Annotated in this window: 15 protein-coding genes; 3 read left to right on the forward strand and 12 right to left on the reverse strand. The window is 72.2% G+C overall.

The genetic code is table 11. From position 1 onward, the window contains the following. Positions 1-188 precede the first annotated feature (188 nt). From cimA to ureA, 7 genes are all read right to left on the reverse strand, one after another. Complete coding sequence (cimA, locus tag AB0G84_RS27885) at positions 189-1,829, reverse strand: citramalate synthase (RefSeq protein WP_361326418.1); 1,641 nt, start codon at positions 1,827-1,829, stop codon at positions 189-191. 285 nt (positions 1,830-2,114) lie between these two features. After that, a complete protein-coding gene (locus tag AB0G84_RS27890; protein WP_361326421.1) occupies positions 2,115-3,500 on the reverse strand; it encodes a S28 family serine protease in 1,386 nt (461 codons plus the stop codon). A 95-nt stretch (positions 3,501-3,595) separates the two neighbouring features. Next, a complete protein-coding gene (locus tag AB0G84_RS27895; protein ID WP_361326424.1) occupies positions 3,596-4,924 on the reverse strand; it encodes an MFS transporter in 1,329 nt (442 codons plus the stop codon). A gap of 80 nt (positions 4,925-5,004) precedes the next feature. Next, on the reverse strand, positions 5,005-5,622 hold the full coding sequence (locus tag AB0G84_RS27900) for a TetR/AcrR family transcriptional regulator (RefSeq protein ID WP_361326427.1): 618 nt from the start codon (positions 5,620-5,622) through the stop codon (positions 5,005-5,007). Positions 5,623-5,657: 35 nt separating this feature from the next. Continuing rightward, positions 5,658-6,698, reverse strand: a complete 1,041-nt coding sequence (locus AB0G84_RS27905) for an agmatine deiminase family protein (protein WP_361326430.1) — start codon at positions 6,696-6,698, stop codon at positions 5,658-5,660. 101 nt (positions 6,699-6,799) lie between these two features. Further along, complete coding sequence (locus AB0G84_RS27910; protein WP_361326433.1) at positions 6,800-8,488, reverse strand: urease subunit alpha; 1,689 nt, start codon at positions 8,486-8,488, stop codon at positions 6,800-6,802. After that, on the reverse strand, positions 8,485-9,195 hold the full coding sequence (gene ureA, locus AB0G84_RS27915; RefSeq protein ID WP_361326436.1) for an urease subunit gamma: 711 nt from the start codon (positions 9,193-9,195) through the stop codon (positions 8,485-8,487). Before ureA ends, AB0G84_RS27910 begins: the two co-directional genes overlap by 4 nt. 296 nt (positions 9,196-9,491) lie before the next feature. On the opposite strand from ureA, the gene AB0G84_RS27920 reads away from it, so the two are divergent. Further along, a complete protein-coding gene (locus AB0G84_RS27920; protein ID WP_361326439.1) occupies positions 9,492-10,946 on the forward strand; it encodes a cytosine permease in 1,455 nt (484 codons plus the stop codon). 95 nt (positions 10,947-11,041) lie between these two features. Here the strand turns inward: AB0G84_RS27920 and AB0G84_RS27925 are convergent, their stop codons facing one another. Both AB0G84_RS27925 and AB0G84_RS27930 read right to left on the reverse strand, forming a co-directional pair. Then, positions 11,042-12,130: a branched-chain amino acid aminotransferase gene (locus tag AB0G84_RS27925; protein WP_361326442.1), complete on the reverse strand. Its 1,089-nt coding sequence runs from the start codon at positions 12,128-12,130 to the stop codon at positions 11,042-11,044. 364 nt (positions 12,131-12,494) lie between these two features. After that, on the reverse strand, positions 12,495-13,535 hold the full coding sequence (locus AB0G84_RS27930; RefSeq protein WP_361326445.1) for a 3-isopropylmalate dehydrogenase: 1,041 nt from the start codon (positions 13,533-13,535) through the stop codon (positions 12,495-12,497). 128 nt (positions 13,536-13,663) lie between these two features. Between AB0G84_RS27930 and AB0G84_RS27935 the strand changes: the two genes are divergently transcribed. Beyond that, a complete protein-coding gene (locus tag AB0G84_RS27935; protein WP_361326448.1) occupies positions 13,664-15,262 on the forward strand; it encodes a fibronectin type III domain-containing protein in 1,599 nt (532 codons plus the stop codon). A gap of 160 nt (positions 15,263-15,422) precedes the next feature. Here the strand turns inward: AB0G84_RS27935 and AB0G84_RS27940 are convergent, their stop codons facing one another. The 3 genes from AB0G84_RS27940 to AB0G84_RS27950 all read right to left on the reverse strand — a co-directional run bounded on the left by AB0G84_RS27940 (position 15,423) and on the right by AB0G84_RS27950 (position 18,651). Continuing rightward, positions 15,423-15,551: a hypothetical protein gene (locus AB0G84_RS27940; protein WP_361326451.1), complete on the reverse strand. Its 129-nt coding sequence runs from the start codon at positions 15,549-15,551 to the stop codon at positions 15,423-15,425. Positions 15,552-15,944: 393 nt separating this feature from the next. Continuing rightward, positions 15,945-17,585 (reverse strand): L-glutamate gamma-semialdehyde dehydrogenase, encoded by a 1,641-nt coding sequence (gene pruA / locus AB0G84_RS27945; RefSeq protein WP_361326454.1) that lies wholly within the window; start codon positions 17,583-17,585, stop codon positions 15,945-15,947. A gap of 139 nt (positions 17,586-17,724) precedes the next feature. Continuing rightward, positions 17,725-18,651 (reverse strand): proline dehydrogenase family protein, encoded by a 927-nt coding sequence (locus AB0G84_RS27950; protein ID WP_361326457.1) that lies wholly within the window; start codon positions 18,649-18,651, stop codon positions 17,725-17,727. A gap of 207 nt (positions 18,652-18,858) precedes the next feature. Between AB0G84_RS27950 and AB0G84_RS27955 the strand changes: the two genes are divergently transcribed. Beyond that, a complete protein-coding gene (locus AB0G84_RS27955; RefSeq protein ID WP_361326460.1) occupies positions 18,859-20,121 on the forward strand; it encodes a helix-turn-helix domain-containing protein in 1,263 nt (420 codons plus the stop codon). Positions 20,122-20,171 lie beyond the last annotated feature (50 nt).

The raw sequence follows: 20,171 nt of genomic DNA on the forward strand, positions 1-20,171 counted from the left end.
GTAAAGCGAAGCAGTCCACACACCAGACCCCGCAGGCCCGTCACCGCACCCAACAGCCCCGCGCAGCGGCACCGCCCGCCGCAGGCGCAACGGCGAACAACCCCCACGGCGAGACAGCCGAAGGCGTACCGGGCCGCCGGCCCACCGGCGAACAACCCCCACGGCGGGGGGAGACAACAACGTGGGAATTACCCCTGCGGGGCAACCCCCGCGCGCAGCAGCCCGTAGGCGTAGGCGTCGTCCAGGGCCTGCCAGGAGGCGGCGATGACGTTCTCCGCGACGCCGACCGTGGACCATTCGGCGCGGCCGTCGCTGGTGGAGACCAGGACGCGGGTGATCGAGCCGGTGCCCAGGGCGCCTTCCAGGATGCGGACCTTGTAGTCGACCAGCTCCATGGTCGCCAGTTGGGGGTAGATCCGCTCCAGGCCGACCCGCAGCGCCCGGTCCAGGGCGTTGACCGGGCCGTTGCCCTCCGCGGTGGCGACGATCCGCTCGCCCTTGGCCCACAGCTTCACGGTCGCCTCGTTGGCGTGGGTGCCGTCGGGGCGGTCCTCGACGATGGCGCGCCAGGACTCGACGGTGAAGTAGCGCACCGGCCGGCCCTGTACCTCTTCGCGCAGCAGCAGTTCGAACGAGGCGTCCGCGGCCTCGTAGGTGTAGCCCGCGAGTTCGCGCTCCTTGACGCGCTCCACGACCCGGCCGACCAGCTCGCGGTCGTCGCCGAGGTCGAAGCCCAGCTCCTTGCCCTTGAGTTCGATGGAGGCCCGGCCGGCCATGTCGGAGACCAGCATCCGCATGGTGTTGCCGACCAGCGCCGGGTCGATGTGCTGGTACAGGTCCGGGTCGACCTTGATGGCGGAGGCGTGCAGGCCGGCCTTGTGGGCGAAGGCCGAGACGCCGACGTAGGGCTGGTGGGTGGAGGGGGTGAGGTTGACGACCTCGGCGATGGCGTGCGAGATGCGGGTGGTCTCGGCGAGCTTGCCCTCGGGCAGCACCCGGCGCCCGTACTTGAGCTCCAGCGCGGCGACCACCGGGAAGAGGTTGGAGTTGCCGACCCGCTCGCCGTAGCCGTTGGCGGTGCACTGGACATGGGTGGCGCCGGCGTCCACGGCGGCCAGGGTGTTGGCGACGGCGCAGCCGGTGTCGTCCTGGGCGTGGATGCCCAGCCGTGCGCCGGTGTCCGCGAGCACGGTCCGCACCACGGCGGTGACCTGTGCGGGGAGCATCCCGCCGTTGGTGTCGCAGAGCACCACCACGTCCGCGCCGGCCTCGGCGGCGGTGCGCACGACCTGCTTGGCGTAGACCGGGTCCAGGGCGTAGCCGTCGAAGAAGTGCTCGCAGTCGAGGAAGACCCGGCGGCCCTGGGCGCGCAGGTGGGCGACGGTGTCCCGGATCATCGCGAGGTTCTCCTCGGGCGTGGTCCGCAGAGCCAGCTCGACGTGCCCGACATGGGACTTGGCGACGAGGGTGATGACCGGTGCCTGGGAGTCCAGGAGGGCGGCGACCTGCGGGTCGTCCTCGACGCGGACCCCGGCCTTGCGGGTGGCGCCGAACGCGACCAGTTGGGCGTGCCGGAAGTCGATCTCCGCCCGGGCGCGCTGGAAGAACTCGGTGTCCCGGGGGTTGGCGCCGGGCCAGCCGCCCTCGATGAAGCCGACGCCGAAGTCGTCGAGGTGCCGGGCGAGGGTCAGCTTGTCGGCGACGGTGAGGTTGATGCCCTCGCGCTGGGCGCCGTCGCGGAGGGTGGTGTCGAAGACGTGGAAGGCGTCGGGCACCGCGCCGTCGGGACGGGGGTGGGGCGACGGGGAGGCCTGGGGTGCGTCCGTCATGCTGGTCTGGCTCCTGTCGGATCTCGGTCTACCGGAATAACCGGTTCCACCGCCCCTCCATGCTCCCTCGCGCTCCGCCTCCGGTGGAGTGTGGGCCGGAAACGAAAAAACCCCTCGCGGGTGCGAGAGGTCTGCGCGCGGGTCTGGGACGACGGTGGCCACGCCGTACTCGGTTCGTACGGGGCGGTCACTGCGGACCGGCGCGCCTGCTGCCAATAATCATGGCGAACGAGAGCACGGTCCGCAGTCTGCCACACCCCCTTGGTCACCTACGCGACGGTCTCACTATGTGGTCGGATCGTCCGCATTCGCCCAGCGGCGGAGCATCGCGGTGGCCCGGTCCCGGTCCCCTGCCGCCAGCTTGTCGATGCGCGCCAGGTGGTTGGTGTGCGGGGCCAGGTAGACGTGCGTGTCGCGGCTGCCGGGGCCGGTGCGGAACGGCTCGGCCCGGGTGGGGTCCGTCTCGCCGTAGACGAACATCAGCCGGCTGCCGTGGTGCCGCACCCAGCGGTCGATGTCGGCCATGGCGCCGGGCTGGAAGCGCATCGGGATGCTCCGTGGCACGAGGGTGCGCATCTGCTGGATACCGGGGTACCGCAGCAGTCCGGCGAGCTGCGGGGCGGCCAGCGAGGCGGAGCCGAGCTGGGTGCCCAGCTGGTAGAAGGACGCGGCGGCGACGGAGAGGTAGGCATCGGTGTAGCCCCAGAGGCTGACCATCTGGTCGAACCAGGCGTAGAGCGCCGCACCGTCGGCGGAGGGGCCGGGGATGCGGGCGCAGGCCGCCTCGTCCTGGCTCATCCAGAAGCGCTCCGGCAGCCGCAGCACGTTGAACTCCAGCGCCCGGTCGGCACTGCCGACGGTGCGCAGGGTGTCGCCGTGGGCGGCGGCCGCGCGGGCGAGCCGGCCCGCCGTCTCCGCCCTGCGGGCGCCCAGCAGCGCGCGCTGCACGTCGGTGAGGGCACGGCGGCAGGCGGGGGTGCCGACCCGCTGGAGGAAGCGGTCCTCGGCGGTGTTGTCCCGGTCGTCGGTGTTGTTCGGGGCCGAGTACGCGACGGAGCCGGCCACGTCCTGCGGGTAGAAGCGCCGGTGGTAGACGGTCGCCATGCCGCCCTTGCTGCCGCCGGTGGAGATCCAGGCGGCGCGGTAGACCCTCTTGAGCGCCCGCACGATCCGGTGGTGGTCGCTCGCCGCCTGCCAGATGTCGAGCTTCGTCCAGTCGGTGGGGTGGGGGCGGGAGGTGCCGAAGTACCGCTGCTCGACGCTGAGCTGGTTGGCGCCCAGGATCTGGGTCGGCTCGGTGCGGAAGGCGGGGTCCTGGTAGTCGAGGTCGTAGCCGTTGGTGTAGAGGACCATCGGCCGGTCGGCGGCCCGGTGCATCAGGAACAGCCGCTGCTCGAAGGTGCCCCGACCGGGGTGGCGGTGGTCGACGGGCTGGCGGTAGCGCAGCTCGATCGCGCGGTAGCCGCCCGGGGCGGGGGTGTCCCTGACCAGTCGCATGCCGGGCAGGGCCGCGAGCCGGGCGGGGAGGTCGTCGGAGGTGGGACGGGGGGCCTCCGCGTGGTGTGCGGCGGGCCGGGCCGCCGCGATCGCCGGTGCCGCGGTCGCCGGGGCCAGCAGACCGCCCAGCAGCAGCGGTAGGAGGAAGCGCCTGGTTCTCGTCGCTCTCGTCATGCCCTCTAGCCAAGCTGCTGCGGCCCGGTGGCGGATCCCCGGCCGGCAGGAGGCCGCCTCCCCCCGGTGGGGGAGGCGGCGGTGGGCGGGTGCGGTCAGTCGGCGACGGGGGTGCGTCCCGGCACGGGGGCGGCGGTCGCGTCCGGTGCGGCCCCCACCCGGTGCAGGTCGATGGTGCGGGTCTCCCGCATGGTGAGGTAGACGATCAGCGAGACCGCGGCGCACCCGGCGACGTACCAGTAGTAGCCGGACTCAATGCCGCCGTCCTTGAACCACAGGGCGACGTACTCGGCGGTGCCGCCGAACAGCGCGTTGGCGATGGCGTACGGCAGCGCCACGCCCAGCGCGCGGACGCCGGTGGGGAAGAGCTCGGCCTTCACACAGGCGTTGATCGAGGTGTAGCCGGTGACCACGAGCAGCGCCAGCAGGGAGAGGCCGAGCGCCGGCCAGAAGCTGCCGGCGTGCTTGAGCAGCGTCAGGATCGGCACGGTCAGCAGGGTCGAGCCGATCGCGAAGGTGATCAGCAGCGGCCGCCGGCCGATCCGGTCGGAGAGCTTCCCGGCCAGCGGCTGGATGCACATGAAGAGGAAGAGGGCGCAGAAGCTGACCAGGGAGGCGGTCGGCTTGGACATCCCCGCGCTGCCCGAGAGGTACTTGGTGAGGTAGGTCGTGTACGTGTAGTACGCGACCGTGCCGCCCATGGTGAGCGCGATGACCAGCAGCGCCTCGCGCTTATGGGCCAGCAGCGCCTTGAGGGTGCCGCGCTCGGGGTCGGTCTGTGCGCCCTCGTCCGCCGCGTAGACCTCGGTCTCCAGCATGTTGCGGCGCAGGTAGAAGACGATCCCGGCGCCCAGCGCGCCGACGATGAACGGGATCCGCCAGGCCCAGCTGTGCAGCGCGTCCTCGGACAGACTGCGCTGGAGCACGATCTGCAGCCCCAGGCCGAGGAGTTGTCCCGCGGTCATCGACACGTACTGGAAGCTGGAGGCGAAGCCGCGCCTGCCGGGTGCGGAGGCCTCGGTGAGGTAGGTGGCGCTGGCCGCGTACTCCCCGCCGACGGAGAGGCCCTGGAGCATCCGGGCGAGGAGCAGAACGGCCACTCCGCCGTAACCCGCGACGGCGTAGGTCGGTGCGACGGCGATCAGGATCGCCGAGGCGGACATCAGCGACACGGTCAGGGTGAGCGCCGCCTTGCGCCCCCGCCGGTCACCGATCCGTCCCAGCAGCCAGCCGCCCACCGGGCGCATGAAGAAGCCGACCGCGAAGATCCCCATGGTGTTCATGAGGTTCGCGGTGTCATTCCCCTTCGGGAAGAAGGAGTCCGCGAAGTAGACCGCGAAACTGGCGTAGACGAACCAGTCGAACCACTCGACCATGTTGCCGGCCGAGCCGACCCAGATCTTCTTCCATTGCTCTCGTCCCATAGCCGCAAACGGTCGCGGAACGGGGGGCGGGCGGCAAGGGCCGGAACGGCAACGATCGCGCGTACTTACGTGCGTTGCGGTCACGCCCCCGGGACCGCGAGCGCCTCGTCCAGGAAGTCGCGCAGGTGCTCTTGGACCTGGGCGCGGTCGGTGCCGGGGAGGCCGACGACGAGGTGGGTGCCGAAGCCGTCTAGGAGGGCGCGCAGGCGGGTGGCGAAGCGCTCGGCGTCGACCTTCCGGAACTCGCCCTTGGAGGCGCCTTCGACGAGGAGGGCCACCAGGTCGCGGTGCCAGGCGAGTTCCAGGTCGAGCTGGCGCTCGCGGGTCTCCTCGTCGGCGTTCTGCGAGCGGTTCCAGACCTCCAGCCACAGCGTCCAGCGCGGGTCGCGGTGGCCCTCGGGGAGGTAGAGGTCGACCAGGGCGTCCAGCCGTTCGCGGGCCGGGACGCGGCGGGAGAGGGCGGCCCGGCGCTCGGCGCCGAGCTGCTCCTCGCTCCATTGGAGGGTCTGTAGCAGCAACGCGTCCTTGGTGCCGAAGTAGTACAGGATGTGGCCGCTGCTCATGCCGACCTCGCGGCCCAGCCCGGCCATGGTGAGCCGGTCCAGGCCCTGCTCGGCGATGGTGGCCATCGCCGCGGCGAGGACCTGCTCGCGGGGCTGGGTGAGCCGGCGCCGGGGGCGGCGCACGGGACCGGACAAGGGGACCTCCGGGTGGGCTGGGCGTGGCCTGCGGGTCAGGCCTTCGGCTGCTGCTGGGTGATGCAGTGGATGCCGCCACCCGCAGCGAAGATCGTACGGGCGTCCACGAGGGTCACCGTCCGCTCGGGGAAGAGCCGGCGGAAGAGCGCGGCCGCCTCCTCGTCACGGGGGTCGTCGAAGGCGCAGAGCACCACGCCATCGTTGCAGAGGTAGTGGTTGATGTAGGAGTAGTCGACCGGCTCGCCGTCCACCTCGGTGACGGTCGGCGCGGGCACCTCGACGACCTCCAGCGCCCGGCCCCGGGCATCGGTGGCGCCGCGCAGCAGCTTGCCGATCTCCTGGCAGATCGGGTGGTCGGGGTGGTCGGGGTCGGGCTGGGTGTGCACCAGCACGGTCCCTGGCCGGGCGAAGGCGGCGACGATGTCGACATGGCCGCGGGTGCCGAACGTGCCGTAGTCGGCGGCCAGTCCGCGCGGCAGCCAGATCGCCTTGGTGGTGCCGAGGTGCGCATGGATCTCCGCCTCGACCTCCTCCTGGGAGCGGCCGGGGTTGCGGCCCGGGTCGAGCTGCACGGTCTCGGTGAGCAGGACGGTGCCCTCGCCGTCGATGTGGATGCCGCCGCCCTCGTTGACCAGCGGGGTGGCGTAGCGGCGGGCGCCGGCCAGCCCCGCGACCTCCGCGCCGATCGCCGCGTCGAGGTCCCAGCGGGCCCACTCCTGGGCGCCCCAGCCGTTGAAGACCCAGTCGGTGGCGGCTAGTCCGCCCTTGCCGTCGGTGAGGAAGGTGGGGCCGATGTCGCGCATCCAGGCGTCGTTGAGCGGGCGCTCGACGAGGTCCACGTCCGGGCCGAGGAGTTCCCGGGCGCCCTCGGACTGCCCCGGACCCACGACGACGGTGACCGGCTCGTGGCGGCGGACGGCGCGGGCGACACCGGCCCAGGCGCGGCGGGCCTCGGCCAGCGCCCCGCCGCCCTCCGGGCCGAAGGTGACGTTGGGTCCGGGCCAGGCCATCCAGGTGCGCTCGTGGCGGGCCCACTCCGGGGGCATGCGGAAGCCGTCGGCGGCAGGGGTGTTCATGCGGGGGTCCTCACGGTGATGGGGGCGGGCGGCGCGGGTGCCGGTGGGCGGCGCCGGGTGCCGGTGGGCGGGCTGGGGCGTCTGCGGTGCGCGGGGCGCCGTCAGAGGAAGTACAGCCGGGACAGCGAGACCGTCTCGGCCGGTTCGGAGCGCACCGGGTCGCCGTCGAGGGTGACCAGTCCGCTGCGCCCGTCGACCTGGACGTCGCCGATCCGGGAGTTGTGGACGAGGCTGGCCGGGCCGATGCCGCGGGTGCCGCGGACCGCCACCCGGCGTCGGCGGGTGGGCAGGTGGTCGCCGCCCTGTTCGACCGCGGCACGGGCCACGAAGGCGACCGAGATCTCGGCGGGGGTGGCGCCGTGCGCCCCGAACTGCGGCCCGAGGACGAGCGGTTCGCAGGTGTCGGTGGCGGCGTTGGGATCGCCCGTGACGCCGTACGCCGGGAAGCCGGACTTCAGCACCAGCTGCGGCTTGGCGCCGAAGAACTGCGGCTTCCAGAGCACGAGGTCGGCCAGCTTGCCGACCTCGATCGACCCGATCTCGTGCGAAAGGCCGTGTGCAATGGCGGGGTTGATGGTGAGTTTGGCGAGGTAGCGCAGGACGCGCGCGTTGTCGTCGTGGGCGCCGTCGCCTGCCATCGGGCCGAGTTCGGCCTTCATCTTGCCGGCCATCGCGAAGGTGCGGCGTACGGTCTCGCCGGCCCGGCCCATGCCCTGGGCGTCGGAGGAGGTGATGCCGATCGCCCCGAGGTCGTGCAGCACGTCCTCGGCGCCCATCGTGCCGGCCCGGATCCGGTCGCGGGCCATGGCCGCGTCGCCGGGCAGGTCGGTCTTCAGGTCGTGGACCGAGACGATCATGCCGTAGTGCTCGGCGACCGCGTCCCGCCCGAAGGGCAGGGTGGGGTTGGTGGAGGAGCCGATGACGTGGGGGACGCCGGCCATCTTCAGGACGTTGGGGACGTGTCCGCCGCCGCAGCCCTCGATGTGGAAGGCGTGGATGGTCCGACCGTCCAGGACCCGCAGGGTGTCCTCGACGGTGAGGCACTCGTTCAGCCCGTCGCTGTGCAGCGCGACCTGGACGTCGTGGTCCTCGGCGACCCGCAGCGCGGTGTCCAGGGCGCGGGCGTGCGCGCCCATGTCCTCGTGGACCTTGAACCCGCAGGCGCCGCCCTCGGCGAGCGCCTCCACCAGCGGGGCGTCGCTGGAGGACGAACCCCGGCCCAGGAAGCCGATGTTGACCGGCCAGGCGTCGAAGGCGCCGAAGGCACGGCCCAGCGCCCAGGGCGAGTTGACCCCGACGCCCCAGACCGGGCCGAACTCCTGGCCGATGATGGTGGTCACGCCGGAGGCCAGCGAGGCCTCCATCACCCGCGGCGAGAGCAGGTGGACATGGGTGTCCACGGCACCGGCGGTGGCGATCAGGCCCTCGCCGGAGACGATCGAGGTGCCGGTGCCGACGACGACGTCGACGCCGTCGAGCGTGTCGGGGTTACCGGCCCGTCCGATGGCGTGGATCCGGCCCTCACGGATGCCGATGGACACCTTGCGGATGCCCTGGACCGCATCGATGACCAGCACGTTGCTGATCACCACGTCGCAGGTCTCGCGGACCGCGGCGGCCTTCAGCAGCAGCCCGTCCCGGGCGGTCTTGCCGAAGCCGGCCAGGAACTCGTCGCCGGGCTTCTGGGAGTCCGACTCGACCCGGACCACCAGGCCGGAGTCGCCCAGGACCACCCGGTCGCCGGCCCGCGGGCCGTGCACCGACGCGTACTCGTGGGGGTCGATGGTCATCCCTGCTCCTCCGCTCCCAGGTAGCCGCAGGCGGCGGCCCGCCGCAGCGCTTCCGACTTCGCGCCCGGTGCGTCCAGCGGGCCGTCGACCAGACCGGCGAAGCCGATCGCGATCCGGTCGCCGCCGATCGGCAGCAGACCGACCTCCGAGGTGCCGCCGGGGTCGAACCGCACCGACGAGCCGGCCGGGACGCACAGCCGCATGCCGTACGCGGCGGAGCGGTCGAAGTCCAGCCGGGGGTTGGCCTCGAAGAAGTGGAAGTGCGAGGTGACGCTGATCGGCACCGTCGCGGTGTTGCGCACGGTCAGCACCACCGCGGGCGCCGGCTCCGGGTCGGCCGGTCCGGGGAGCACGGCGCCGGGCGCGGGCGCCCGCTCCGCGCCGTCGCCCCCGGCAGCCGGGCCGGCCCCGATCGGGTCGCTGACCACCGCGAGCCGGGAGCCGTCGTCAAAGACGGCCTCCACATGCACCTCGGTGACCACCTCGGCCACCCCCGGCAGCACATCGTCCGGGCCGAGCACGCCGCGTGCCGCCTCGATGGCCTGAGCGAGGCGGCGCCCGTCCCGCGCCGCCTCGCAGACCGTGTCCGCGATCAACGCGGTCGCCTCGGGCACGTTCAGCTTCAGTCCGCGGGCCCGGCGCGTGCGCGCCAGCTCGGCCGCACCGAACAGCAGCAGCCGGTCGCGTTCCGTCGGAGTCAGCCGCATCCCTTCCCACCTTCCCACTCGATTAGAGCAGCACTCTAAACCCGAGACTGACTAATACGAAAGCATTGACCTGTGGCATGGGGATGAGCGACATTGAGCGCTGTTCTAAACGAGCGGCTAATAGAACGCTGCTCACCATCTCTCGCAGCGCGTGCCACCGACGCCGCGCACGGCCCACCGCCACAGCCCACCGCCACAGCCCACCGCCACGGCCCACAGCACGGAGCACTGCACGCGGGGCGCTGCGCGCGGAGCACCGCTCGCGCACCGCCCTCCGGCCTCTCAGGGGAGCCCTCATGCCGATCGAACAACGCGGAGTCGACACCATCCCGGACGAGGAGCGCACCAGCGGTCCCCGCGACCTCGTCTCGATCCTGCTCGGATCGAACCTGGCCCTCGGTGTGGTGATCTTCGGCTGGCTACCGGTCTCCTTCGGGCTCGGCTTCTGGGGTTCGGTCAGCTCCCTGACGGCCGGCACCCTGGTCGGGGCGGTGCTCACCGCCCCGCTCGCGCTGGTGTCACTGCGCAGCGCGACCAACCTGTCGACCAGCAGCGGCGCCCACTTCGGCGTGCGCGGCCGGCTGATCGGCTCGGTGATCGGCCTGCTGCTCTCGCTGGGCTACACCGCGCTGACCCTGTGGGTCGGCGGCGACGCCGTGGTCGGCTGCCTGCACCGCCTGACCGGCCTGCCGGCCGGAGGGACGTCGTACGCGCTGGTCTACGCGGTACTGGCGGGCGGTACCGCGGTGGGCGCGGTGTACGGCCACCGGGCGCTGCTGCGGCTGAGCAAGGTGCTCTCCATCGGTCTGACGCTGCTGCTCGCGGCCGGTGTGGCCGCCTACGCCCACGCCTTCACCACCGCCCCGGTACCCGGCACCCCCTACGCGCTCGGCGGCTTCTGGCCGACCTGGTTGCTGGCCGCGGTCTCCGCCGGGCTCAGCGGCCCGATCGCCTTCATCACCCTGCTCGGCGACTACAGCCGCTACATCTCCCCGCGCCGGCACCGCCCGAAGAGGGTCTTCGCGGCCACCTACCTCGGCCTGGTGGTGGGCCTGCTGGTGCCGCAGCTCTTCGGCACCTTCTCCGCGCTCGCGGTGGGCGCCGGCGCCGACTACGCGGGCCCGCTGGTGGCCGGCGCGCCGCTCTGGTACCTGGCCCCGCTGCTGCTCAACGCCTCCGCCGGCTCGGTGGGCAACTCCGGCCTGATGCTCTACAGCATGGGCCTGGACCTGGACGCGATCCTGCCGCGCGCGACCCGCACCCAGGCCACGTACGTGGTCGCCGCCCTGGCCACCGCGCTGGTCTACGCCGGCCACTTCCTGTGGGCCGCCCAGGACGCGATGACCTCGTTCGTGCTGCTGATGACCGCCGTCGGCACGCCCTGGGCGGTGATCACCGTCATGGGGTTCCTCCGCTGCCGCGGGGCCTACGACGCGGACTCCCTACAGGTCTACAACCGCGGCACCCGCGGCGGCGGGTACTGGTTCCGGGGCGGCTGGAACGTCCGGGCCACCACCGCCTGGGCGGTGGGCTCGGCCGTCGGCCTGGCGGCGGTGGACACCCCGCTCTACCGGGGGCCGCTGCTGGCCTGCACCGGCGGTATCGACCTCAGCTTCCTGCTGGCCGCCGCGGTGGCCGGCGTCCTGTACCAGGCGCTCACCGCCCGCCGCCCCCGCCCGGTGCCGGCGCCGCGCACCGCGCCGGACGCGCCGGCCGCCGCCTCGCCGGACTCCCCCGCGGAGGTCGGCTGACCGCCCCGGAGCGCCCCGTTCCACCAGGCCCCAAGACGAGGAGGCCGCCCCGGCGCGGTGCCGGGGCGGCCTCCTCGTCATTCCTGCGGACCGGCTCAGCCCAGGGGGTGCATCCAGCCGTGCTTGTCCTCGGCGACACCGCGCTGGATGTCCAGCAGGGCCTCCCGCAGCCGCAGCGTGACCTTGCCGGGCTCGCCGCCGGACTGGGTCCACTCGCCGCCAGCGCTCTTGACCGTGCCGACCGGGGTGATCACGGCGGCGGTGCCGCAGGCGAAGACCTCGGTGAGCGCACCGCTCTCCGTGTCGGCCTTCCACTGGTCGATGGAGATCCGGCCCTCCTCCGAGGCGTACCCCAGGTCACGGGCGACGGAGAGCAGCGAGTCGCGGGTGACACCGGCCAGCAGGGAGCCGGTGAGCACCGGGGTGACGATCTTGTCGCCGTAGACGAAGTAGAGGTTCATCCCGCCCAGTTCCTCGACCCACTTGTGCTCCACGGCGTCGAGGTAGGCGACCTGGTCGCAGCCGTGCGCCGCGGCCTCGGCCTGCGCCAGCAGCGAGGCGGCGTAGTTGCCGCCGGTCTTGGCGTCGCCCATGCCGCCCGGGACGGCCCGCACCCGGTCCTCGGACAGCCAGATGGAGACCGGCCGGACGCCGCCGGCGAAGTACGCACCGGCCGGCGAGGCGATCACCACGAAGAGGTACTCGTTGGCCGGCTTCACCCCGAGGCCGACCTCGGTCGCGATCATGAAGGGGCGCAGGTAGAGCGACTCCTCGCCGCCGTGCGCCGGCACCCAGTCCTTGTCCTGCTGCACCAGCAGGTCACAGGCCTCGATGAAGGACTCGACCGGCAGCTCGGGCATGGCCAGGCGGCGCGCCGAGGACTGGAACCGCCGGGCGTTGGCGTCGGGCCGGAACAGGGCGACCGAGCCGTCGGGCTGGCGGTACGCCTTGAGGCCCTCGAAGATCTCCTGTGCGTAGTGCAGGACGTTGGTCGCCGGGTCGAGGGAGAGCGGCCCGTACGGCACGAGCTGTCCGTCGTGCCAGCCACGCCCCTCCGTCCACTTGATCGTCACCATGTGGTCGGTGAAGTGGCGACCGAAGCCGGGAGCGGCCAGGATCTGCTCCCGCTCCGCCGCGGACAGCGGGTGCGAGGAGGGCTTGAGCTCGATCGTGGGCGTCGTCATATGTGCATGTCCTTCACTGCGTGTTCCGATACCGCCGTCACCGGCCCAGCCCTCCGGCCGGGGGTCGGGGGGTCGGCCCCCGGCCATGCGACACCGCTGCGGTTGGTGGCGGCCGCGCTCACGGCGTCTGCCGAACGTACCGGTCGTTACGGGGACGTCCGGCGTTCACCGCGGACGGCGACACCACGTCCGATTATCGCCCGTGGCCTTGCGCCGCCGGAACCGGTGTGCGCGGCCCGGATCCGATGGTCGCACCCGGCCGGGCGGAGAACCGGCCCGGGTCCCACGGACGGCGCCGGGCCCGAGGGGCGACTCCCCGGGCCCGGCGCGGTCGGTGCTGCTGCCGGCTCTGCTGCCGCGGGCCTCAGCCCGCTACCCGCGCGGCGAGCGCATCGCCGATCTCGTCCGTGCTGCGGGCCGTGCCGTCCCGGGCCTCCAGGTCCGCCGCGACGACCTCCTCGATCCGGGCGGCCTGCGCCTCGAAGCCGAGGTGGCGCAGGAGCAGGGCCACGGAGAGCACGGTCGCGGTCGGGTCGGCCTTGCCGGTGCCGGCGATGTCCGGTGCGGAGCCGTGCACCGGCTCGAACATCGAGGGGAAGGCGCCGGTCGGGTTGATGTTGCCGGAGGCGGCCAGGCCGATACCGCCGGTGACCGCCGCGGCGAGGTCGGTGAGGATGTCGCCGAAGAGGTTGTCGGTGACGAGTACGTCGAACCGCTCGGGCTGGGTGACGAAGAAGATCGTCGCGGCGTCGACGTGCAGATAGTCGGTGGTGACCTCGGGGTACTCCTCGCCGACCTTGTCGAAGATCTTCTTCCACATGTGGCCCGCGTAGACGAGGACGTTGTTCTTGTGCACCAGCGTCAGCTTCTTGCGGGGGCGGGCGTTGGCCCGCTCGTACGCGTCCCGGACCACCCGCTCGACGCCGTACGCGGTGTTCACGCTGACCTCGGTGGCGACCTCGGCGGGGGTGCCGGTGCGCAGCGAGCCGCCGTTGCCGGTGTACGGCCCCTCGGTGCCCTCGCGGACCACCACGAAGTCGATCTCCGGCCGGCCGGCCAGCGGGGTGGCGGTGTTCGGGAAGAGCTTCGACGGGCGCAGGTTGACGAAGTGGTCGAAGGCGAAGCGGAGCTTGAGCAGCAGCCCGCGCTCCAGCACACCGGACGGCACCGACGGGTCGCCGATCGCGCCGAGCAGGATCGCGTCATGCTGCTTGAGCGACTCCAGCTCCGCGTCCGGCAGGGTCTCGCCGGTCGCGTGCCAGCGCCTGGCACCGAGGTCGTACTCCTTGGTTTCCAGCTTGACGTCCTGCGGGAGGACCGCGGTCAGGACCTTCAGGCCCTGGGCCACGACTTCCTGGCCAATACCGTCACCGGGGATCACTGCGAGGCGAATGCTGCGAGACATATGTGGACCCTACGCTGCGTCCCATTGATTGACACGTAACGTCCGTCATGCGGACAGTGGCCTGCCGGTCAGCCGCCGTTCACCCCGGCGACCCACGGCCTTCGGGTGGGCTTGCGACAGTGCCCGGCATGACGGGAAATCCCTGGGCGGACGCCCCACGGCCCTCGCACACCCCGCGCGTCGGCATCCCGGAGCGGCTGGCGGCCCGGATGACCATGCCGGAGCAGCACGACTACCTCCGTACCAAGCTGACCCGCCGGGGCCTGCTGCGCACCTCGGCGGCCACCGCGGGGGTGGTCGCCGGTTCCGGTCTGCTGGCCGGCTCGGCCCAGGCCTCCCCCACCCTGCTGACCGCGTCCGCCACCGCGGCCGTCGACGGCTCCTTGGTCGCCCCCTTCGGACGCCACCTGGCCTTCGGCGCGGACCCCAGGAGCCAGCTGCGGGTGAGCTGGCAGGTGCCGCTCGCGGTCCGGCGGCCCTACCTCCGGGTGGGCCTGACGCCCTGGGACCTGGGGCGCAAGGTCGAGGCGGAGGTGCGGGACCTGCACACCCCCGCGCTGTCCGCGAAGCTGCCGGCCGTCCGGCAGTACTACCTGCACGCGGCGCTGGACGGCCTTTCACCGGGCACCACGTACTACTACGGCGTGGGCCACGACGGCTTCGACCCCGCCGACCCGCGCCACTTCTCCGCCGTCGGCACCTTCCGCACCGCCCCGGCCCGCGCCGAGAGCTTCGTCTTCACCGCCTTCGGCGACCAGGGCGTCAGCTACCACGCGCTCGCGAACGACCAGTTGATCCTGGCTCAGAACCCGTCCTTCCACCTGCACGCCGGCGACATCTGCTACGCCGACCCGGACGGCCAGGGCTCCGATCACGACACCTACGACGCGCGGGTGTGGGACCAGTTCCTCGCCCAGACCGAGTCGGTGGCCCGGTCCGTGCCGTGGATGGTGACCACCGGCAACCACGACATGGAGGCCTGGTACGCGCCGCACGGCTACGGCGGCCAGAACGCCCGCTGGTCGCTGCCCGACAACGGCCCGGACCCCGAACAGGCCCCCGGCGTCTACTCGTTCACCTACGGCAATGTCGCGGTGGTCGCGCTGGACGCCAATGACGTCTCGTACGAGATCCCGGCCAATCAGGGCTACACCGGCGGCCGGCAGACCCGCTGGCTCGACCGCCGGCTGGGCGAGCTCCGCGCCACCCCCGGCATCGACTTCCTGGTGGTCTTCTTCCACCACTGCGCCTTCTCCACCACCACCTCGCACGCCTCCGAGGGCGGGGTGCGCGAGGCATGGCTGCCGCTGTTCGACAAGCACCGGGTGGACCTGGTCATCAACGGCCACAACCACGTCTACGAGCGGACCGACGCCCTCAAGGGCGGCCGGGTCGCCAAGAAGGTGCCGATCGGCGAGTCCGTGGACGCCGCCCGCGAGGGCATCGTCTACGTCACCGCCGGCGGCGCGGGCCGGGCCCTGTACGACTTCCCCGTGCCCGACAGCTACGAGGGCCACGTCAAGGACCTCGACCACGTCGACACGTACCACTGGGCGAAGGGACAGCAGAAGGTGGCGGACACCGTGGAGTGGTCCCGGGTCCGCTACACCGGCTACTCCTTCATCGCCGTGCAGGTCTCCCCGGGCCACCGCCCGCGGATGAAGGTCACCGCGCTCGCCGAATCCGGCGAGCGCATCGACCACTTCGAGGTGACTCGCTCGCGCTGAGCGGGGCACCGCGACCGGTGGGGCGCCCGGGACCCGGGCGCCCCACCGCGTTCACGAGTGACAGATCCAGCGGACGACGGACGCCCGGATCAGCCACCAGCAGCGGCACGGTACCGAGGACGGTCCGGACGGCGTCGCGACGGTGTGCGCGCGCAGCATGTCAGTGCCCGGTGGCGCCGCCGTTGTCGCGGCGGTCGAGGGCGCGCTGGAGGGCTGCCGCGGCGTTCCTGCGGTCGGCTTCGCTGGTCGTACGGGCGCGACGGGTCCTGCGGACGGCAGTCTCAGCCATGATTCACGTCTCCAATGCCAGAGCCCCGAGAACAAAAGGGATGCGTCGATCCTGAAGCGGCCGGAAGGGGCGGGAGCCTCGGCACGGCAGGGGTCACCTGCGCTCATGCACCGGGCCACATCCGCATCCGCTCGATGGAGCGTTACGTTCGGCTCCTACAACGCTAGGACAGCCTGGCCGTGATGTCTGCACAATTACTTGGGCTTCCTACTATCTGAGACGGATCCCGCGCCGAGACCTGCTCACCGGCCCCTCCCGTGCCATCCCGCACCCCCTGAAACAGGGCGCCACGGTACGGATCGGTCGGCACCGCCCCCATGAACCGCCCCCCATGAACGCGGACCGCCCCCGGCGCGGTGGCCGGGGGCGGTCCGTCGGATGCTGCCGCGGGCGTCAGCCCATGTGCGGGTAGCGGTAGTCCGTCGGCGGGACCAGGGTCTCCTTGATGGAGCGGGTGGAGGTCCAGCGCATCAGGTTCTGCTTGGCGCCGGCCTTGTCGTTGGTGCCGGAGGCGCGCCCACCGCCGAACGGCTGCTGGCCGACCACGGCACCGGTGGGCTTGTCGTTGATGTAGAAGTTGCCGGCCGCGAAGCGCAGCTTCTCGCAGGTGGCGGCGGCCGCTACCCGGTCCTGGGCGATGACACAACCGGTCAGGCCGTAGGCCGAGGCGGACTCCATCTGGGTGAGCATGGCGTCGTAGCCCTCGTCGCTCTCGTCGTCGTAGACGTACACGCCGAGGATCGGGCCGAAGTACTCGTCCTTGAAGATCTCGTTGTCCGGGTCGGTGGAGACCAGGACGGTCGGGCGGACGAAGTAGCCCTCGCTGTCGTCGTAGGTGCCGCCGGCCACGACCTCGATGGTCGGGTCAGCCTTGGCACGGTCGATCGCCGCCTTGTTCTTGGCGAACGACCGCTCGTCGATGACCGCGCCCATGAAGTTCGACAGCTCGCTGACGTCACCCATGCTGAGCGCGTCGACCTCGGCGGCGAACTCCTCCTTGAGGCCGGAGTTCCACAGGGAGGCCGGGACGTAGGCGCGGGAGGCCGCGGAGCACTTCTGGCCCTGGAACTCGAAGGCGCCACGGGTCATCGCGGTCTTCAGCACGGCACGGTCGGCCGAGGGGTGGGCGACGATGAAGTCCTTGCCACCGGTCTCGCCGACCAGGCGCGGGTAGGTCTTGTAGTTCTCGATGTTGATGCCGACCGTCTTCCACAGGTACTGGAAGGTCTTGGTCGAGCCGGTGAAGTGGATGCCCGCCAGGTCGGGGTGGGTCAGCGCCACCTCGGAGACGTCCTTGCCGTCACCGGTGACCAGGTTGATCACGCCCTTGGGCAGCCCGGCCTCCTCCAGCAGCTGCATCAGCAGCACGGCGGCGTAGGTCTGGGTCGGGGACGGCTTCCAGACGACCACATTGCCCATGAGGGCCGGGGCGGTCGGGAGGTTGCCGGCGATCGCGGTGAAGTTGAACGGCGTGATCGCGTAGACGAAGCCCTCGAGCGGGCGGTGGTCCGAGCGGTTCCAGACGCCCGGGGAGTTCGCCGGCGGCTGCTCGGCGAGGATCTGGCGCGCGAAGTGCACATTGAAGCGCCAGAAGTCGATCAGCTCGCAGGGGGTGTCGATCTCGGCCTGCTGGGCGGTCTTGGACTGGCCGAGCATGGTGGCGGCGGCCATCGTCTCGCGCCAGGGGCCGGAGAGTAGCTCGGCGGCCTTGAGGATGATCGCGGCACGGTCATCGAAGGACGTCGCACGCCAAGCCGGGGCGGCGGCCAGGGCGGCGTCCACCGCGTCCTGCGCGTCCTTGACCGTGGCGTTGGCGTACGTGCCGAGCCGGGCGGAGTGGTTGTGCGGCTGGACCACGTCGAAACGCTCGCCGCCACCCATCCGCCGCTCGCCCCCGATGGTCATCGGCAGCTCGATCGGGTTGCCGGCCAGCTCCTTGAGCTTGGCCTCCAGGCGGGACCGCTCGGGCGTACCGGGGGCGTAGGTGTGGACCGGCTCGTTCACCGGCACGGGGACCTGGGTCACAGCGTCCATGGCCGTTCTCCTTCGATCGTCGGTTCGTACGTACGTAAAGGGCCGGGTGGCTCAGTCGGGGGCCGCCGGCGACCGGAGGCCGCGGTGTCCCGGGGGACGCCCCCAGGGCCCCCGGCCGAACGGTCGCCGCCGCGGGGCCTCAGCCTCGGGTCGCCAGCGACCGGAGGAAGAAGCCGAGGTTGGCAGGGCGCTCGGCGAGCCGACGCATGAAGTATCCATACCAATCCGTGCCATAGGGGATGTACACCCGCATGCGATTCCCCTCGGCGACCAGCCTCCGCTGCTCCGCCTCGCGGATGCCGTACAGCATCTGGAATTCGTAGTCGGTGGTCTTGCGCCCGTTGCGGTGCGCGAGCTCCTGGGCGATCGCCACCATCCGGGGGTCGTGCGACCCGATCATGGGGTATCCCTGCCCCGCCATCAGGATCTTCAGACAGCGCACATAGGCCTTGTCGACCTCCTGCTTGTCCTGGAAGGCGACGGTCGCGGGCTCCTTGTACGCGCCCTTCACCAGCCGCACCCGGGAGCCTTCCCCGGCCAGCGCGTGGCAGTCGTCCTCGGTGCGGAACAGGTAGGACTGCAGCACCGCGCCGGTCTGCGGGAAGCGCTCGCGCAGGTCACCGAGGATCGCGAGGGTGGAGTCGACCGTGGTGTGGTCCTCCATGTCCAGGGTCACCGTGGTGCCGGCCTCGGCGGCGGCCTCGACGACCGGGGTGACGTTCTTCAGCGCCAGCTCGTGGCCGCCGGGCAGCGCCTGGCCGAAGGCGGACAGCTTCACCGACATCTCGGCCTTGACGCCGAGCCCCTGCTCCTTGAGGGCCGCGGCGAGCGCGAGGTAGGCGTCGCGGTTGCGCAGCGCCTCGCTCGGGTCGGTGATGTCCTCGCCGAGGTGGTCGAGGGTGACCTCCAGGCCGCGCGCGGAGAGCGTCCGCACCGCGGACATGGCCTCGGCCAGGCGCTCGCCGGCGACGAACCGCTCCACCACGGGGCGGGTGACCGGGGCGGCCGCGACGAGGCGGCGGATGCTGTCGCTGCGTGCGGCGGCGAGGAGCACGGGACCCAGCATGGGGCACCTCCACGAATCAGGATGACAACTGCCTGCGGACGCCGAACGGCGCGAAGACGTCGGCAAGATTGAGCCACCTGAAATTTAAGGATCCCGCCACTTCGCGGCCATCGACAGCTGTCACGCCTTCGTGGCCGGGATCTCAGACAGTTGTATGAGAATGGTGGACGGGAGAGACCAGTGCGACAGGAGAGGACCGGGTGACCGATGCGGGGCGATTACCAGCAGCTCGTGGACGAGATCTCGGCGGCGCTCGGCGCACCGGCGACGTTGGAGGACCGGGACTTCGGCCTGATCGCGTTCGGCGCCCACGAGAGCGAGGACGACGAGGTCATGGACCCGGTACGGACCCGGTCGATCCTCCAGCGCCGCTCCTCGGCGGCGGTACGGGCCTGGTTCGAGGCGTTCGGGATCGCCCGCGCCAGGACGCCGCTGCGCATTCCGCCGGACCCGGCGGCCGGGGTCTTCAAAGGCCGGATCTGTCTGCCCGTACGCCATCGCGGCATCGTGCACGGCTACGTCTGGCTGCTGGACGACGGGCACCTGACCGACCTCGCCCTGGGCGGCCACGGCACCCCGCCCGACCCGCGGATCGCCCAGGCCATGGAGACCGCCGCCCGGATCGGTGCACTACTGGCGGACGAGGCCCGGGCCGGCTCCGAACTCGGCGACCTGCTCCGGGAGTTGCTGCTCGCACCGGCCGACGGGCGGCCGGCCGCGGCGGCCGCGCTGGGCGAGGCGCTGCGGGACACCCTGCGGTTCACCCCGGGGGCGCCGCTGACCCTGATCGCGGTGGCCCCCTGGGACCCCACCGACACCGGCGCGGCACCGCTGCCGGGCCTGCCCGGCCTGCTCGCGGCCTGTCCGCTGCGGGCCACGGCCGGCCATCGGTCTGCGACGCCCCTGCCCACGCTGGCCGCGCTGGTACGACTGCGCTCGCCCGGTGCGCTCACCCCGGCCCATACGGTGGCCGAGCAGCTGCTGCGGTCCCCGCGCGCGGGCGCCGCGGCGGCCGCGGACCGGCGCGGGACGAAACGCACCGCCCCGCCGCCGTCCCGTCTCCCGGGGACCGCCGGCATCGGCCTCGGCACCCAGGAACTGACCGAGCTACCGGTGACCTGGCGGGAGGCGCTGGACGCGGCCCGGGCGGCCCGCGCCGAACCCCGACTGGGCCCGATCACCCAGTGGGACGCCATCGGCTCGTACCGCATGCTGACCGCGCTGCCGGTCACCGAGCCCGACCCCGCCATCGGCCCGCTGCTCACCCCGGCGCACGCCGAACTCGCCCGCACCGCCGAGGTGTTCCTCGACTGTGCCGGCCAGGCAGGCCGAGCCGCCCAGGCGCTGGGCATCCACCGCCAGACGCTCTACTACCGCCTCGGCCGAGTGGAGAAGCTGACCGGCCTCGACCTGGCCGACGGCGAACACCGGCTGCTGCTCCACATGGCGCTCAAGGCGGCCCGGCTGTAGCGGCGGTCCGGTCCCGGGCCGGCAGCACCGCGCACACCAGGAAACAGCCG

This window comes from Streptomyces sp. NPDC020742 (genome assembly GCF_040641675.1).
Lineage (GTDB): Bacteria > Actinomycetota > Actinomycetes > Streptomycetales > Streptomycetaceae > Streptomyces.

Excerpts from the sequence above, each read along its gene's own strand:
- cimA (WP_361326418.1), bottom strand. The coding sequence starts at position 1,829 with ATGACGGACGCACCCCAGGCCTCCCCGTCGCCCCACCCCCGTCCCGAC.
- AB0G84_RS27890 (WP_361326421.1), bottom strand. The coding sequence starts at position 3,500 with ATGACGAGAGCGACGAGAACCAGGCGCTTCCTCCTACCGCTGCTGCTG.
- AB0G84_RS27895 (WP_361326424.1), bottom strand. The coding sequence starts at position 4,924 with ATGGGACGAGAGCAATGGAAGAAGATCTGGGTCGGCTCGGCCGGCAAC.
- AB0G84_RS27905 (WP_361326430.1), bottom strand. The coding sequence starts at position 6,698 with ATGAACACCCCTGCCGCCGACGGCTTCCGCATGCCCCCGGAGTGGGCC.
- AB0G84_RS27910 (WP_361326433.1), bottom strand. The coding sequence starts at position 8,488 with ATGACCATCGACCCCCACGAGTACGCGTCGGTGCACGGCCCGCGGGCC.
- ureA (WP_361326436.1), bottom strand. The coding sequence starts at position 9,195 with ATGCGGCTGACTCCGACGGAACGCGACCGGCTGCTGCTGTTCGGTGCG.
- AB0G84_RS27920 (WP_361326439.1), top strand. The coding sequence starts at position 9,492 with ATGCCGATCGAACAACGCGGAGTCGACACCATCCCGGACGAGGAGCGC.
- AB0G84_RS27925 (WP_361326442.1), bottom strand. The coding sequence starts at position 12,130 with ATGACGACGCCCACGATCGAGCTCAAGCCCTCCTCGCACCCGCTGTCC.
- AB0G84_RS27930 (WP_361326445.1), bottom strand. The coding sequence starts at position 13,535 with ATGTCTCGCAGCATTCGCCTCGCAGTGATCCCCGGTGACGGTATTGGC.
- AB0G84_RS27935 (WP_361326448.1), top strand. The coding sequence starts at position 13,664 with ATGACGGGAAATCCCTGGGCGGACGCCCCACGGCCCTCGCACACCCCG.
- AB0G84_RS27940 (WP_361326451.1), bottom strand. The coding sequence starts at position 15,551 with ATGGCTGAGACTGCCGTCCGCAGGACCCGTCGCGCCCGTACGACCAGC.
- pruA (WP_361326454.1), bottom strand. The coding sequence starts at position 17,585 with ATGGACGCTGTGACCCAGGTCCCCGTGCCGGTGAACGAGCCGGTCCAC.
- AB0G84_RS27950 (WP_361326457.1), bottom strand. The coding sequence starts at position 18,651 with ATGCTGGGTCCCGTGCTCCTCGCCGCCGCACGCAGCGACAGCATCCGC.
- AB0G84_RS27955 (WP_361326460.1), top strand. The coding sequence starts at position 18,859 with ATGCGGGGCGATTACCAGCAGCTCGTGGACGAGATCTCGGCGGCGCTC.